The sequence below is a fragment of the Pedobacter sp. genome (assembly GCF_037719805.1).
In the GTDB taxonomy this organism is placed as follows: domain Bacteria; phylum Bacteroidota; class Bacteroidia; order Sphingobacteriales; family Sphingobacteriaceae; genus Pedobacter.
Genome location: NZ_JBBJLZ010000002.1, coordinates 627,214 through 642,501, shown reverse-complemented (window position 1 = coordinate 642,501; position 15,288 = coordinate 627,214). Strand labels below are relative to the sequence as shown.

General features: G+C 42.8%; 17 protein-coding genes. 10 read left to right on the top strand and 7 right to left on the bottom strand.

The window, feature by feature from the left end:
* Positions 1-312 precede the first annotated feature (312 nt).
* A complete protein-coding gene (locus tag WKF66_RS07835; RefSeq protein WP_489673872.1) occupies positions 313-954 on the top strand; it encodes a type IV toxin-antitoxin system AbiEi family antitoxin domain-containing protein in 642 nt (213 codons plus the stop codon).
* 212 nt (positions 955-1,166) lie between these two features.
* Positions 1,167-1,508, top strand: a complete 342-nt coding sequence (locus WKF66_RS07830) for a hypothetical protein (protein WP_489673871.1) — start codon at positions 1,167-1,169, stop codon at positions 1,506-1,508.
* On the opposite strand, the gene WKF66_RS07825 is transcribed toward WKF66_RS07830, so the two are convergent.
* Both WKF66_RS07825 and WKF66_RS07820 read right to left on the bottom strand, forming a co-directional pair.
* Positions 1,505-2,959, bottom strand: a complete 1,455-nt coding sequence (locus WKF66_RS07825) for an RtcB family protein (protein ID WP_489673870.1) — start codon at positions 2,957-2,959, stop codon at positions 1,505-1,507. The two genes, WKF66_RS07830 and WKF66_RS07825, sit on opposite strands and share 4 nt — an antisense overlap.
* An 82-nt stretch (positions 2,960-3,041) precedes the next feature.
* Entirely contained in the window at positions 3,042-4,367 is a 1,326-nt protein-coding gene (locus WKF66_RS07820; protein WP_489673869.1) for a glycoside hydrolase family 140 protein, read from the bottom strand.
* 329 nt (positions 4,368-4,696) lie between these two features.
* On the opposite strand from WKF66_RS07820, the gene WKF66_RS07815 reads away from it, so the two are divergent.
* The 6 genes from WKF66_RS07815 (at position 4,697) to WKF66_RS07790 (ending at position 9,468) form a co-directional block, all read left to right on the top strand.
* Positions 4,697-5,341: a YceI family protein gene (locus WKF66_RS07815; RefSeq protein ID WP_489673868.1), complete on the top strand. Its 645-nt coding sequence runs from the start codon at positions 4,697-4,699 to the stop codon at positions 5,339-5,341.
* Positions 5,342-5,346: 5 nt separating this feature from the next.
* Complete coding sequence (locus WKF66_RS07810) at positions 5,347-5,754, top strand: hypothetical protein (protein WP_489673867.1); 408 nt, start codon at positions 5,347-5,349, stop codon at positions 5,752-5,754.
* 144 nt (positions 5,755-5,898) lie between these two features.
* Complete coding sequence (locus WKF66_RS07805) at positions 5,899-6,525, top strand: YceI family protein (protein ID WP_489673866.1); 627 nt, start codon at positions 5,899-5,901, stop codon at positions 6,523-6,525.
* A gap of 25 nt (positions 6,526-6,550) precedes the next feature.
* A complete protein-coding gene (locus WKF66_RS07800) occupies positions 6,551-7,912 on the top strand; it encodes a hypothetical protein (protein ID WP_489673865.1) in 1,362 nt (453 codons plus the stop codon).
* Positions 7,913-7,923: 11 nt separating this feature from the next.
* Positions 7,924-8,958, top strand: a complete 1,035-nt coding sequence (adhP, locus tag WKF66_RS07795) for an alcohol dehydrogenase AdhP (RefSeq protein WP_489673864.1) — start codon at positions 7,924-7,926, stop codon at positions 8,956-8,958.
* 27 nt (positions 8,959-8,985) lie between these two features.
* Positions 8,986-9,468 carry a GNAT family N-acetyltransferase gene (locus tag WKF66_RS07790; protein ID WP_489673863.1) on the top strand — a complete coding sequence of 161 codons (483 nt, stop codon included), beginning with the start codon at positions 8,986-8,988 and terminating at the stop codon, positions 9,466-9,468.
* A 10-nt stretch (positions 9,469-9,478) separates the two neighbouring features.
* Here the strand turns inward: WKF66_RS07790 and WKF66_RS07785 are convergent, their stop codons facing one another.
* The 4 genes from WKF66_RS07785 to modA form a co-directional block, all read right to left on the bottom strand.
* Positions 9,479-10,267: a glucose 1-dehydrogenase gene (locus WKF66_RS07785; protein ID WP_489673862.1), complete on the bottom strand. Its 789-nt coding sequence runs from the start codon at positions 10,265-10,267 to the stop codon at positions 9,479-9,481.
* A gap of 236 nt (positions 10,268-10,503) precedes the next feature.
* Entirely contained in the window at positions 10,504-11,112 is a 609-nt protein-coding gene (locus tag WKF66_RS07780; RefSeq protein ID WP_489673861.1) for an ATP-binding cassette domain-containing protein, read from the bottom strand.
* On the bottom strand, positions 11,109-11,780 hold the full coding sequence (modB, locus tag WKF66_RS07775) for a molybdate ABC transporter permease subunit (protein ID WP_489673860.1): 672 nt from the start codon (positions 11,778-11,780) through the stop codon (positions 11,109-11,111). Before modB ends, WKF66_RS07780 begins: the two co-directional genes overlap by 4 nt.
* 1 nt (position 11,781) lies before the next feature.
* Complete coding sequence (modA, locus tag WKF66_RS07770; RefSeq protein WP_489673859.1) at positions 11,782-12,555, bottom strand: molybdate ABC transporter substrate-binding protein; 774 nt, start codon at positions 12,553-12,555, stop codon at positions 11,782-11,784.
* Positions 12,556-12,735: 180 nt separating this feature from the next.
* On the opposite strand from modA, the gene WKF66_RS07765 reads away from it, so the two are divergent.
* Together WKF66_RS07765 and WKF66_RS07760 are read left to right on the top strand one after the other, a co-directional pair.
* Positions 12,736-13,668: a carbohydrate kinase family protein gene (locus WKF66_RS07765; RefSeq protein WP_489673858.1), complete on the top strand. Its 933-nt coding sequence runs from the start codon at positions 12,736-12,738 to the stop codon at positions 13,666-13,668.
* Positions 13,665-14,513, top strand: a complete 849-nt coding sequence (locus tag WKF66_RS07760) for a sugar phosphate isomerase/epimerase family protein (RefSeq protein ID WP_489673857.1) — start codon at positions 13,665-13,667, stop codon at positions 14,511-14,513. Before WKF66_RS07765 ends, WKF66_RS07760 begins: the two co-directional genes overlap by 4 nt.
* A 15-nt stretch (positions 14,514-14,528) precedes the next feature.
* On the opposite strand, the gene WKF66_RS07755 is transcribed toward WKF66_RS07760, so the two are convergent.
* A complete protein-coding gene (locus WKF66_RS07755; RefSeq protein WP_489673856.1) occupies positions 14,529-15,287 on the bottom strand; it encodes a LytR/AlgR family response regulator transcription factor in 759 nt (252 codons plus the stop codon).
* Between the last annotated feature and the right edge of the window lies 1 nt (position 15,288).

The following is a 15,288-nucleotide window of genomic DNA, read 5'->3' as shown; positions in this document are numbered from 1 at the left end:
TCAACTTACTTTGTTTAGAATGTCAACGGTTTGGAACCGATTTGGCTGCGCCCAAATCCGAACGTGAGAAAGAATGAGTAGGGCTCTATTTCGTTTAACCTAATTCCCTTTAATAATCAAGAATTTGGAGGCATTGGTAGCAAAACTGGTTCTGGCTCACTTACAATGACAGTAAATGATGGGCAAACAGGTGATATGCTTTGGAGGTTTTTTAAGGCAATGAGTGATAGCGTCTTTACATCATAAATTGTATAATATTTAATAGATAATCGGTTATTTACCGATTATCTATTAAATATTATACAATTGTGTATGAACATCTTGCAATCTATTAAGGCCTTTGCAGGGCAACCGATTACTCATCAGTTGTTAATCTCCTTACTGAAAGGTTACAAAAGACCTAATGACAAGATCCATTCGTTACTTAAAGAAGGGTTTTTATCAGCTGTAAAACGTGGAATATATACACCCGGGCCAAATTTACCAGACCAACCTCAACCGGAACCTTTTTTGCTTGCAAATCATTTACTAGGGCCAAGCTACGTCTCCCTGGATGCAGCGTTATCATTTCACGGTCTTATACCTGAGCGCGTTTATGAAATAACTTCTGTGACAACTAAGTTTCCGCGTAGTTTCTCAACTCCTGGCGGGTTATTTTCTTATGTGCATCTGGGCCTTCCTTATTACGCTTTCGGTATCCAACAGGTTCAGTTATCAGATAACCAGTTCGCAATGATCGCGTCGCCTGAGAAATCACTTTTCGATAAAATTGTAACAACTTCCGGACTCACGCTAAGAAGCGTAAAATCCGCTCGAAGTTATGCCATTGAGAATTTAAGGATAGATGAGGATAGACTGAGCGCCCTGGATATAACAAAAATGACCTCATGGCTGGATGACGCACCCAAAAAAGAAAGTTTAGTGAATTTGATCAAAATGATGGAGAGCTTATGATAAAAGAATGGTTGGAATCGTATCACCCGCAAATAAGGATGAGGCACAACAGGCCATCTGAAGATACTTCATTAAGAAAACTCGTTGAAGGCGGCGGCGCCAAAGCCAACCAATGGAAGTGAATCCAGGCTCCTTCCTTAATCTTCGCAGAGTGAAGATAGCATTATGGCGTAGTCCGGAATAATCAGTTAATTTGCCTAGAATTTAAACCCATGTTTGACGAACTAAGCAAATACAAAAAGAACGGTCATTTTTTCTTTCAAGCGGATGATCAACTCGCGAAGGTTTCGAACGTACCTAAAGATTTCGAAGGCATTTACCTGATTTACGCCCTTGAGCGAGGAAGAATCAATTTGGTTTATATCAATAGTAAACTCCCCGAAGGTCATTGGGCACCAAAGATGCTTCTCGAAAACATAGAAGCATTGGATGTTTATTGGTATGTTACTCAGGACAAGCGTACAAAAGACGTTCCCAAAGATGTGGAGGAAGAAATACTAGAAATATATCAGTCTATATACGGAACAACTCCACGGTGGAATGAGCGCTTCTAATCTTCTGGCCTTTCTTTCGGATTAGCCATTCTCACTATTCTGGGTTGGAATTTCGCGATTACCTCAACCAGATCATGTTGCGCTGCCATTACCGCGTGAATGTCTTTGTAAGCCATCGGCGCTTCATCCATATCGCTTCCCATCAGTGTAATGCGCTTATCAACAAGATTTGCCGCAATTGCGATTTTGTCCAGCGTTTTAAAAGCTGCAGAACGGCTCATTAATCTTCCAGCTCCGTGGCTAGCAGAATTGATGCTTGATGCATTGCCTTTCCCACGTACAACAAAGCCTGGCGTACTCATCGAGCCTGGAATAATTCCCAGTACACCTTCGCCGGCAGGAGTAGCTCCTTTACGGTGGACCATTACCTCAGTGCCGTCCTCGAGTTGCTCTTTCCAGGCAAAATTATGGTGATTTTCTATGCGCATAAGGGGGTTAAGGTTCAAAGCTTTTGCAATCTTATTGTGAATCTCGTGATGGTTCGCACTCGCATATTCCCCTGCCAAATTCATCGCGATCCAGTATTCCTGTCCGTCTTCTTTATCCAGATCCAACCATGCCAGATGTTTCGCTTCTGCAGGAAGCTTAGTTTTCGTCATCGCGATCTTGCTATAATGATTTGCAATATTCCCGCCGAATCCCCGCGAACCTGAATGAGAAAGCAAGGCCAGGTAAGCGCCCGCTGGAACGCCATCCAATGTATCATCAGGAATGGTAAGCTCCCCCCATTCTACAAAGTGATTACCGGTTCCGCTTGTTCCGAGTTGCGCATATGCTTTATCTCTTAAACTCCGGATTATTTTTGTTTCCTTCCATGCAGAGCTATCAAACAAGGAGCTGTCAAAGTATCTTTTTGTCGTTCCGCCCATGCCGAAATTCGTATGCTCTAGAAGTAAGCTTTTCAGCATGTCTTTCTCTCTGTCCACTGTGGCTGCGGGAAGATCGAAAATGCTTAAACACATTCTGCAAGCGATGTCTACACCTACAGCAAAAGGTATAATTGCGTTTGCGTCTGTAGCAAGCACTCCACCAATTGGCAACCCATAACCCTGATGGGCATCTGGCATTAAAGCCCCTGCAATTGCAATTGGCAACTGTACAGCAGTTCTCATTTGTGCCAGGGCGCCCGCTTCAATGTGTTCCAATCCCCATATGGGAAATTCCGAAACGTTTTCCTTTAGCTTAAAGTTACTGCGTTCGGGCTTCGGCAGCCTGCCACGTTTACGCTGACTAACGACTTCATCTGCTATATTTTTGAACTGTCCACCTTCCTGTAAAGCGTAAGGGAGTGGATCGTCTATCAATGATTCGAGGTTAGCCAATATCTCCGCTTTGCTCATTATCTTGTTTTTCAACAAGCCATTAGCAACCCGACTAAACCTCGCTAATAGCTCTGCCTCGCTGAGTCCTAAAGGAGACAATTCGCTGTTGCTGATTCTTTCTTTTCCCATAACCTTCAATATTCAATACTACAAAGGCACAAAGCACTATATTTCGATAGATACCAAATGAGCCAGACTGCTAGCTAAGATCTTAGGACTTGATCAACAATAACCAATCGTGATCTCCCGCTGGAGGAGTAAAACTCTTCAACTCTTCAAAGGCAACTGGCTGTTTAGGCTCTTTTTTACCAGTAGATGGGTCAACCCATATTGCGGTCAATTGTTTGGAATTAAGCTTTCCGAGATTGATTTTAAGCGTTCTCGGACCAGGGAGGTACGATACAGAGAAGCTGCCATCATTCGCAATTGCCGTGATCGACAGGTTATTGGTCGCCACAACTCCACTACCGGAAACGGCAACGCTTTTCGTAGAATCGGGCACCAGCTTTTCCCATTTCAAGGCTGAAAAGAACTCATAAAAGTGCTTCAACGAAGAAGCTCCCGGTAGTTGAACATAGGTTCTCCAGTTTTGGTCGCACTTCCAGGTGGGGGAGCCGTATCCATTCCCAATGCCTCCGCCGAGCACAGCCCAGTAGGCTTGTTTCCTGGCTTGCAATGCGGAGCCCCAGCTTTCATGCTCTCCTTCATAAGTAGACTCGCCAAGAATAAAAGGCTTTGTTGGTTTTTTAGCATACTCTTTCCATGCTACCTCATAAACATCTGGCTGGTTCAGGTTCCAGGCTTTGTTAAAACCTCTAAAATAAGTGTAAACCATACTGAAATCCAACCAAGACTCATCTTTCCAAACATCAGTGCTGGAGTGAGAGGAGGCTGCATGATAGGTGATCAACTGTTTACTTGAATGCGCTTTTATCCCGAGAGCCAGCTGGCGATAATTGTCTTGATCTCCATTCGGATCGTTATCTCCGCCAAGGATCCAAAGCATATTTTTATATCTAGAAAAGCGCTTGCCCAGAAATTCGCCAAACTTAAAGTTGCCCTCCGGTTTATTTACAGACATCGCTTTGCCTTTTCCAGCCCACCCTTCGCCGCAACAACCCGCCCAAAGCGGTGCAATGGAAAGTATAAGCCTTAACGAGTCCGCCTTTTTAACCACCCATTCCACATGGTCAAAATACGCGGGATTGGGAGTGCTAAAGTCGCCGCTGTTCAAAAAAGGTCGCTGTCCATAACGGTTAATAGGCGATTCACCGTTGAAATCTGCGAAACCTGTTAAAATAATTTGAACAACATTGAACCCTTGGGCTTTTCGCTGTAGGAGGTAATCCAGGGCTTCTTCCTTGTTGAGCTTAATAAACAGCATCCAGGCGGTGTCTCCGTTGTAAAGAAAGTATCTTCCATTTTGATCCACTAAATGTCTCTGGTCTTTTGCTACACGCAACGGCAGCGCCAGTTTTCCTGACTGTCCAGAGGCAGTTATGCATGTTAAGAGCAGTGCAAGCGTAAGAAGTTTCATAGCTAACAAGTTAGAAATAAAAGCTTGACTTTGCTAAAGGCCTTGTCACAGATTATACTGTACTTATTTCGGTTCTCCGTTTCATCCGCGTTGGTACCCCTTTGGTTCTGCTTTAGCGGTACCAAGGCGGTATCAAGGGGGTACCAACGCGGTACCAAGGCGGTCTCAACCTCGGTCGAATGACAATCTGTCCTATACGACAGGTGATAAATAAATAGCAACTTTATAAATGATGCACATCACTTAAAAAGCTAATCGTTGTCAACTGGTAAAGCAAATGATAACACGAGTTTACATGACATTTCATTGCTATGCTAGTGATGAAAAAAATGAATAAGATGCCAGGTTATATTTTGAGACCCTTCCCTTTAGTATTGTGGTTAATGGTGCTGCTATGGCCTGTTTTAGGTTTTAAATCGGCAACTGTTGAATCGAACGCTCCTGGTCCGGTTCGATGGGTTTTAAGTAAACAGAGTACGCTAAAAGTAAATGGCAGTACAAATATCAACAAGTTTAGCTGTTTGATTCCAGAGTATGTAAAACCTGATACCCTAACCCTTGCCAAAATCAACAGCCTGCAACGTGTAAAACTTACAGGCTCTGTAGTTTTGGATGTGCTGAAGTTCGACTGCAAAAATGTTATGATGACCAGCGATCTCCGGAAAACGCTAAAGGCTAAACAGTACCCTAAGCTAAGCATAACCTTCGAAGACCTCAGCAGTTATCCAGATCCATCGCGTTCTGGGAACTCAATTAAAGGTTTTGTAACCATTGAGCTGGCAGGTGCTGTAAAACGTTTTGAAATTGATTATCAGTTTGTGATGACGGGTAGTACTAACCTTCGTCTCATTGGCAGCAAGAGGGTGAATTTCTCCGATTTTAATATTGTCCCCCCGAAAAGACTTGGAGGAATGATTAAAACAAACAATGAGTTGGATGTAGAATTCATGCTCAACATAAAAATTCTAAACTAGTAATAATGAGAAAAATTATTTATCCTGGCTTTGTCGCAGGAATCGTACTGTCTATCCTGAGTTATGGTAGTTTGTATCTGGGCATCAAGTTTTTTCCAAGCTTTTTTGTGGATTATAACAATCCGTTATTTGATTCCCATGGTGATCGGGATATCCTTTTTTATACACATGCCTTTGTGATCAGCTTTGCTTTATCCTGGTTTTGGGATCGCTTTAAAAAATTGTTTGCGGGATCATTCTTGCTAAGGGGGCTGGAGTTCGGGTTTGTCTATGCTGTGGTTGCGTTGCTACCCGTTATGTGGATTACATTTAGCGCAATGGATGTTACCGTGGTGATGGTGGTCAGCTGGTTATTGTATGGGTTTGTCCAATCTATCATCGCTGGGATCGTGTTCGCTAAGCTTAATCCATAAAGAAATGCCTCGTCTTATAATTCTAATTAAAAAGCACGAGAGCTCAGGAAATAATGTGACGACAATCACCTTTATAGATGTTTGCAATTATTTGTAGCGAAATACTTTAGTATACTTTTGATTAAACAAATTAATCAAAATGTTATGAAAAAAATTCTACAATTTAATCGGTTAAATACCACTTTAAAATACTTTTCAGCTCTGATCTTTGCGCCGCTATTATTTGGCACTCAGCTGCATGCGCAGGACACGTACAAGTTAAACGGTTCTAAAGAAAACGTGGTTAAAGTCTCTGGAAAATCCAATGTTCACGATTGGGATATGACTGCACAAAATCCTGTATCTGATGCAGACTTTGGTCCTTTAGTCGGCAGCGACAATGTACCTAAATCTTTAACTTCCCTGAACTTCAGTGTAAATGCCAAAGGTCTCAAAAGCGAGCACAGTTCTATGGATACTCGTACTCACAAAGTGATTAAGGCAGACGCTAATCCTAAGATTACTTTTAAATCCAGTAGCGCTGTAATTACTCCGGTATCTAAAGGCAAGTTTTCGGTAAAAGTAACTGGATCCCTAAGCATCGCCGGTGTTTCTAAAATAGTAACCCTGCAAGCCATTGGTGTAGTAAACGCCGATCAAACCATTACTTGTAACGGAATTCAAAAGTTAAAGCTGACCGACTACAGCATTGAGCCACCAAGTTTTATGCTTGGCGCAATGAAGGTAGGAGATGAGCTAAGCATTGCCTACAACCTCAACTTTAAAAATTAACCAACAATCAATCATACTCACGATCATGAAAATAGCAACATGGGCAATTATTGCCTTTAGTATCGCACCATTCACTTCATTTGCACAATTCCAGAAAATCGACAACCTAAGACCCTATGACAAAACCGGGATTAACGTATTCGAAGATCCAAAAGATTCATCTACGACCTTCGATGGTTTAAAACTGAAGTTTGGTGCTGGATTTACACAACAATTCCAAAATTTAAAACACAAAAATCCCGGTGCAGTAAATAATAACATTGGTTCGTTCAGCCCGGCTGTTCCGGGTAACAGATTGAAGATCATTACTCCAGGATTTCAAACTGCACAGGCCAATCTGTATATGGATGTTCAGTTGGCGGATGGGATCAGGTTGAACATCACCAGCTACCTTTCTACCAAACACCACAATGAAACTTGGGTAAAAGGAGGGTATATTCAATTTGATAAACTACCATTTGATGGCAAAATCTGGGACGATATCATGGAGATCGCTACCATTAAGATAGGACACTTTGAAGTAGATTACGGCGATCAGCATTTCCGCAGAAGTGATGGCGGTAGCGCTATTTACAATCCATTCATGGAGGGCAATATTGTAGACGAGTTTGCTACAGAGATTGGCGGACAAGTCATGTTGAGAAAAAATGGCTTTTTCGGTGTAATCGGTGCAACCAATGGAATGATAAAAGGTAATGTTGATTCCTTGTATGCAGCATCAAATCCTGATGGCGATTACCACAAAGCTCCATCCATATTGCTAAAAGGGGGATTTGATAAACAAGTTATGGATGATGTGCGCCTAAGAGTAAGCGGTTCATATTACGGCAATCAAAGTTCTGGAGGAAATACCATATTTGGTGGCGACCGTTCTGGTTCTAACTATCAATACGTAATGGAATTGAATTCTGCTAACCCAAGCAGCACATCAGGCGCTGGAACACCATTGGCTTTTTCCGGACGTTTCAATCCCGGCTTTAGCAAGAAAGTGAACACATTCATGTTCAACGGATTCTTAAAAGTTAAAGGATTAGAATTGTTTGGTACCTACGAAACCGCTTCTGGAAGAACTTCACGAGAAACAGACAACAGGAAGATGAGTCAGTTCGCAGCAGATGCAGTGTATCGCTTCGGTAAAAATGAAAACTTGTTCATAGGCGCTAAATACAATACTGCTAAAGCACGCTTAGCGAATACAACTGCGGTAACCTACACAGGTGACGTAACAGTTAATCGCATTGCAGGAGCAGCTGGTTGGTTTTTAACTAGAAACGTGTTGTTGAAAGGTGAATATGTGGTACAGAAATATCAAGATTTCCCTACTCAGGACTATCGTGCAGGAGGCAAATTCAACGGATATGTTATTGAAGCAGTAGTTGGATTTTAATCTTTAAGATCATGATACCTAAAACAATGAAAGCAGCGGTTATCCATGAGTTTGGAGCACCGTTGCATATCGAGGAAGTTCAGGTTAGAGAACCTGAAGAAAATGAAATCCTGGTAAAGGTGATTGCCTGTGGCGTTTGTCATACAGATTTGCATGCATGTACCGGTGACTGGCCTGCTAAGCCAACAATGCCTTTGATACCAGGGCACGAAGCGATAGGATATGTAGTGGCTCTGGGCCGTAATGTTAAGCATATCAAAGATGGAGATATAGTTGGAGTGCCTTGGTTATATAGTGCCTGCGGATGTTGTGAGTACTGCTATACGGGTTGGGAAACGCTTTGTGAGAGCCAGCAGAATGGTGGCTATAGTGTTGATGGAGGCTTCGCGGAATATGTAGTTGCCGATTCAAGATACGTAGCACGCTTTCCTTCCAATATCGATTTTACAGCGATGGCACCTATCATTTGTGCAGGTGTTACGGTATATAAAGGTTTGAAGGAAACTGAAGCTAAACCAGGAGAGTGGGTAGCCATTTCGGGTATTGGAGGCTTAGGACATCTTGCTGTTCAATATGCAAAAGCCATGGGATTACATGTTGCTGCTATTGACATTTCTGATGATAAACTGCAACTCGCAAAAGACCTGGGTGCAGATCTGACTGTCAATGCGAGAAATGTAGATCCTGGAAGCTTCTTAAAGAAAGAGACTGGCGGGATGCATGGTGTTCTTGTTACTGCTCCGTCGCCAATTGCCTTTAATCAGGGATTAAGTGCTTTGAGGCGCAAAGGAATCCTTTCGATCAATGGCTTACCAGCGGGAACTTTTGACTTGTCCATTTTCGATACTGTGATTAATGGCACAACCATTAGAGGCTCTATTGTAGGTACAAGAAAAGATATGCAGGAAGCAATTTCTTTTGCACTGGAAGGAAAGGTTAAAGCTACTGTCAAGGCTGCTAAGCTGGAAGATATAAATTCCGTGTTTGATGATATGAAAAAAGGAGATATCAGTGGTAGAATAGTATTGGAGATTGCAAAACCTTAACTTTGCCATTTCAATACCTAACTGTCAATGACTTTAATTCATAGCGTCAAACCATTTAACGGTCTATCGGCCGACGAGCTTTATCAAATACTTCGCTTACGCAGCGAAGTATTTGTTGTAGAACAAAACTGCGTTTTTCTGGATCAGGATAATAAGGACCAGTATTGTTACCACGTTTCTTTATTCTCTGAGGGGCAGTTGGCCGCTTATAGCCGACTAGTGCCTGCAGGCGTTTCCTATGTAGAGGTGTCAATTGGCAGGGTAGTGACTTCCCCGGCGTTCAGAGGTACGGGCTTGGGTCGGGAGTTGATGAAACTTTCCATTCAGAGCTGCGAAGAACTGTATGGCAAGGGTGACATTCGGATTGGGGCTCAAACTTATGCTTTGCCTTTTTATGCTTCCTTAGGTTTTATAGCTGACGGGGACGTTTACGATGAGGATGGCATTGAGCATGTGGAAATGGTTAGAGCTGGCGGTTCTTTCCCGAGGTCCCGGGCTTCTAACGGATGACGGAAGAAAGCTAGCCATTATCTACGAATCCCGGATACAATGTCATACCACCATCCACATAAATGGTGGTGCCTACAACGTAGTCACTCTCATCTGATGCGAGCCAAACGGCAACTTTTCCGATATCTTCAACATCACCAATGCGCTTATAAGGAATGAGCTTCAGCAATTCTTTCTTCTTTTCTTCGTCACTCCAAACCTCTTCGTTGATGTCGGTAGCAATTGCTCCGGGCGATATTGCATTTACCCTGATCTTTTTAGGGGCAATTTCTAGCGCGAGTGATTTCATGAGCATCAGGATACCTCCCTTCGAAGAAGCATAATTGACGTGTCCAGCCCAAGGGATAATATCATGCACTGAACTGATAAATATGATGTTTCCTTTGCAATCACCGTTATCTTCTTTTGTTTCGAAGTGTCTGATCGCTTCGCGAGCGCATAGAAATTGTCCGGTAAGGTTTGTGTTGATTACGCCCGACCATTCATCTAAAGTCATCTGAGAGAAGGAATTGTCCATTTGGATCCCTGCATTATTGATCAGGACATCAAACCTTCCGTAGGTGTCTATTGCAAGGTTCATCAGTGCGGCTGCTTCTTCTTCAATGCCCACATCGGCTTTGTAAATGAGACCCTTACCACCCGATTCTATGATGGTGTTTAGGGTATGGGTTGCGCCTTCTTCGTCGCTATGGTAATTGACCACTACATTTGCACCAAGTTTTCCGAACGCAATAGCGATCCCTTGACCTATTCCGGAGCTAGCTCCGGTTACGACTACTGTTTTATCTAGTTTCTGCATAGGAGTTTTTTGGTTACAACAGAAGATTTTGAAGATCGTTTGAGTTGTTAAAGAAATTACGAGAGGCAGGCGGTGTGGCGATCGTCCAGTTGTCTTTAGTGGTCGTTCAGTTGTTTTTATCGGTCGTCATTCCGGTGAAGACCGGGACCTCGTAGTTGGTGGCATCGCCATACCGAGGTCCTGATACCGGCCTTCGCCGGCATGACGAATTCAAGTTGACGGAGTTGTAAACCTCTTTACAATGAGAATATGCTTGACTCCTGAATTTCATCCTGGGCATGGGTCACTAGCAGTACCGTAGTGTTCTGTTCTTGAAAAAGCGTCTTCAAATTGGAGATCAGTTGTGTTTTTAAGACTTGATCCAGTGCAGAGAAGGGCTCGTCCATTAAAAGAAGTGCTGGTTTTGTGGATAGGGCTCTTAGGATTCCAAGTCTTTGCTGCTGTCCACCTGATAACTGCCTGGGAATGCTATTTCTGAAAGATTCCATTTGTCCGATTTCTAGCAAATGGCTGATGTAAACCTCATCTTGGCTTCCGTAACGCAAGTGTTGCTCCACAGTCATGTTAGGGAACAATGCGTAATCCTGAAATACAAATCCAACGCTGCGGTCTTGAATCCTCTTTGAGTAATTTGCGGAGGAGTCAAACCATAACTCCTCATTTACTTTTATAGTACCATGTTCAGGCTGAATCAGTCCTGCAATAACTTTAAGTAAGGTGGTCTTTCCTGCGCCGGAAGCGCCAGCTATCCTACTGATGCCTTTCGATTGAAAGGAAGTTTTAACCCGCAGTTCTACAATGCCCCCGTAGGTTTTTATACGCTTGGTTATGTCAATGTCTATCATTCAAAAGGACTTTTAACTGCTTTTCTATTGAACAAAAAGACGGCCAGCACGATGCTGAATGTGATTGCGAAAAGTATAAGGGCATAGTCATTCGCTGCCCTGTAATCCATCGTTTCCACAGCATCGTAAATGGCTATTGAGGCCACCTTGGTTACTCCGGGGATATTTCCCCCGATCATTAAGACCACGCCAAATTCTCCTAAAGTATGTGCAAAGGTAAGCACTGCTGCGGTTAAGATTGAAGCTTTTATGTTAGGCAACTGTATTTTTAAGAACGTCTCCATTTTTGACTTCCCCATAGTAAAGGAAGCTTCGGCCAAAGATCTGGGTAGTTGTGAGAAGGCAGATTTAATTGGGCTGATCATGAAAGGTAAGCTGTAAATTAGGGAAGCAATTACCAGGCCCTCGAATGAAAAAACAAGCTGGACATCGAAGTGTTCTTGCAACCAGTGTCCTAAGGAATTAGTCGGACTAAAGGCCAATAGAAGGTAGAAGCCTAACACTGAAGGCGGCAAAACAAGTGGCATCGTAATAAGTGCTTCAATGATTAGTCGGGCAACTGAACTTTTACGTGATAACCAATACCCTATAGGAATGCCGATTACGAGTAAGATCAAAGTGGTTAAAAGCGCCAGTTTTATGCTAAGCCATATCGGTTCCAGGTCCATATTACTTCTTTGTGATCGGGGAGTGGTACCCGCTGTTGCTGATAATTTTTATCGCCTCAGGGGAAGTCAGATAGTTGAAAAATCTAACGGCTTCTGTTAATTTACCTGGTTTGGCGTGGCGAAGCAGAATAGCTGCCTGTGCGATTGGATGGTAACTTTTAGAATCGATTCTTGCCCAGTTCAGGTTACCACTTTTATTATCTTCATAGAGAAACGCCTCCGTTGTAAAACCAATTGTTACCGCTCCGGTCTGAAGATACGTATTCACCTGCGAGATGCTTTCTCCACGTATGAGTTTCGATTTAATCTTCGTATCTAGTTTGTAGAATGCCAGCGCTTCTTCAGCGGCTTTGCCGTAGGGTGCTGTTAGTGAATTGGCAATGGCAACCTTCTTTATCTGATTGCCAATTAAAGTATTTTGCCAGTTATTTAAGTCCAGTTTGTCGTTTCCACATATAATTAAGCTCCCTAATGCATAGATAACAGGTTTTCTTAAGCCGAAGCCGGCCGCGTAGAGTTGATCTGGAAATTTTGTATCAGCCGAAAGAAATACATCATAGGGTGCGCCATTCATAATTTGAGTACTGAGTTTGCCAGAGGCACCTATAATTGCCTCCGTCTCGATGCCTGTGCGCTTTTTGAAGTCTGCCTGCAGTCTTTTCATTAGTCCTTGCGCATTTGCCGCGACTGCAACCCTAAGCGGTTGTGCGAAGGTCTGATTCCCAAGAAGAATCAATAACATTAACAGCAGGGTAGGGTGTTTATTCAATCTCATTGTTTGAAAGCGGCTTTTATTGCTCCCCTTAATATCCGGCTCAATATAGTAACGATTGTTTACTCCTACCGGGTAATATTTAAAAAGGTTGCTCTTCTGTAACTAAGAATTGTAATTTCACCTTGTATAAGAAAACAAATGGCTTAAAAGCGAGCTTAACAGGACAAAACATATCATGTAATGCAAGAAGAACAAAAATCTGATAAAGCCATTATGGTTTGCTTCGGGGAAGTCCTTTGGGACGTCTTCCCTGATGGTGCAAAGAAGCCTGGAGGGGCACCCATGAATGTAGCATATAACTTGCGAAGGCTGGGCGTAGATTGCACAATGATCTCGCGAGTGGGAAATGACGACAATGGCAAGGAGCTGCTGAAGCAGCTGGAGACTTGGGGAATGACGACGGAATACATTGAGCAGGACCCTGAATATCCGACCAGCACAGTTGCGTTAGTGCTTGATGAGCATAACGATGCCTCATATACTATCTTTGAAGACGTGGCCTGGGATAACATCCCACTTTTAGAGCTCTATAAGATGAAGGTTCAGGAGTCTGAGGTTTTGGTTTTCGGGAGTCTCGCTATGCGCAGTTCAACTTCCTATAATACCTTGATGGAATTGGTAAAGCTGGCTAAGATTAAAGTTTTGGATATAAACTTAAGGTTGCCACATTTTAACCTTGAAAAGATTGTCGCCATTTTACCAGAGATAGATGTTTTAAAACTGAACAAAGCGGAACTTAATTTCTTGATTGAGGCATTGGAGGTTGATATTGAGACGGATGAACACCTACGGATTAAGTATATTCAGGATCGTTTTGGTATAGCTGAAATCGTTTTAACTAAAGGAAGTAAGGGAGCCAATTATTACCGTTATAATAATCAACTTCACCAGGACGCTTATCAGATTGACATTAATGATACGGTTGGGAGCGGGGATGCTTTCTTTGCCGGCTTTTTAGCAGCTAGATATGATTTGAAAACTGCTGATAACAATGCTGAAATACTGAATATGGCAATAGCGACCGGTGCTTTTATTACTACAAAAGAAGGAGCTTGTCCGCCTTATACTTTACCAGAGCTGCTTGACTTCCAAGAGAAACGTACGATCAGATGATAAAGTTTGGAGCATCAATACTGTCCTGGATATTGCCTGACTGGAAAGCAGTCGAAGGCGAATATGCCATCAAGAAAACAGCTGCTGCAGGTTTCGATCTACTGGAAATACTGTTGCCACCTTCCCGGAAAATTGAAACGGCTACAGTCAGGAAACAGCTCAAAGAAAACAGAATTGAGGCTGTTTGTTCTTTTAATCTACCGGCAAACAGCCATATTCCCTTTTACCCGGATAAGGCCTTAAGCGATATTAAGTGGGCGCTTGACATTGCTAAAGAGTTAGATTCTCGAATTCTAGCGGGTGTCCTTCATAGTGGAATTGGTGTGTTCTCGGGAGCCGTAAAAACTTCCACGGAACAAGACACCGTAGTTCAGGTTCTGTCTGACGCAGCGGATTATGCCGAGCGTTTGGGTATTGTCATATGCATCGAACCGATTAACAGGTATGAAAGCTACATCTGTAATGTTGCCAGCGATGTATTGAATTTGATTGATCAGGTTGGTTCAAGCGCTCTGGCTGTACATTTGGATACTTTCCACATGAACATTGAGGAAGAAAACTTTTCTGATCCCGTACTCAAAAGTGGATATCTTCTTAGACATCTGCACATCACAGAAAGTAACCGGGGGATGCCGACTGAAGGCAACGTACGTTGGGACGACCTTTTCCAGGCATTAGCTGATATCAATTATCAGGGTGCATTGGTACTGGAAAACTTTTCATCCTCGATTGCGGGTATGTCAGCACGTGTAAATTTATGGCAACCTTCAAAATATGATGCTGACGAATTAGCAGCCGGTAGTTTGGCTTTCATTAAAAGAAAAGCGCTGGAATATGGGCTCTAACTAAAACAGGTTAATTCATCGGTCAAGCCATTGCTTGAAGTTGACCGCTTTTTCCCGGCTGATCACGATTTCTGCATCAGGGTATTTTTTGATGACCACCTTAAGCTTGCCATTGAAGTAATTGTGAATGTCTTTGATCACACCCAGAGAAATGATATGCTGTCTGTTGGCCCTGAAAAATAAGGAAGGATCCAGTTGTTCCTCCAGTTCGTCCATAGTTTGAGTGGTTGCATATACCTGCCCATCGGTCGAGACTAGATGCGTTACTTTAAATTCGGAATAAATATAATCTACGTCCTCGACACCTACCGATTTATAACCATCATTTAAGGGAATCAAAAACCTGGATCGGAAACTCGCCCCTTGTTTTTTAATAATATTGATCAGGTCGGCGATCCCCGGGTCTGGCTGTTTGCTATGAACCAATTGCCTGAATTTAGTAAGCGCTGCCTCTAGTTCAGGTTTGTGAATTGGTTTTAACAGGTAATCTATACTATTTACTTTGAAAGCCCGAATGGCGTACTCATCATATGCTGTAGTAAAGATAACGGGAGCCGTTACTGTACAGGAAGAAAAGATCTCGAAACACAATCCGTCTGCTAACCTAACGTCCATCAGAATCAAATAGGGAGCAGGCTGATTATTAAACCATTCGATACTATCAGAAACGCTCTCCAGTATATCGCAAACTATAAATTCAGGATCGATTTCCTTTACCATCGCCTGCAATCGGTTTGCATTGTGTTTTTCATCCTCGATAATCAAGATCTTCATT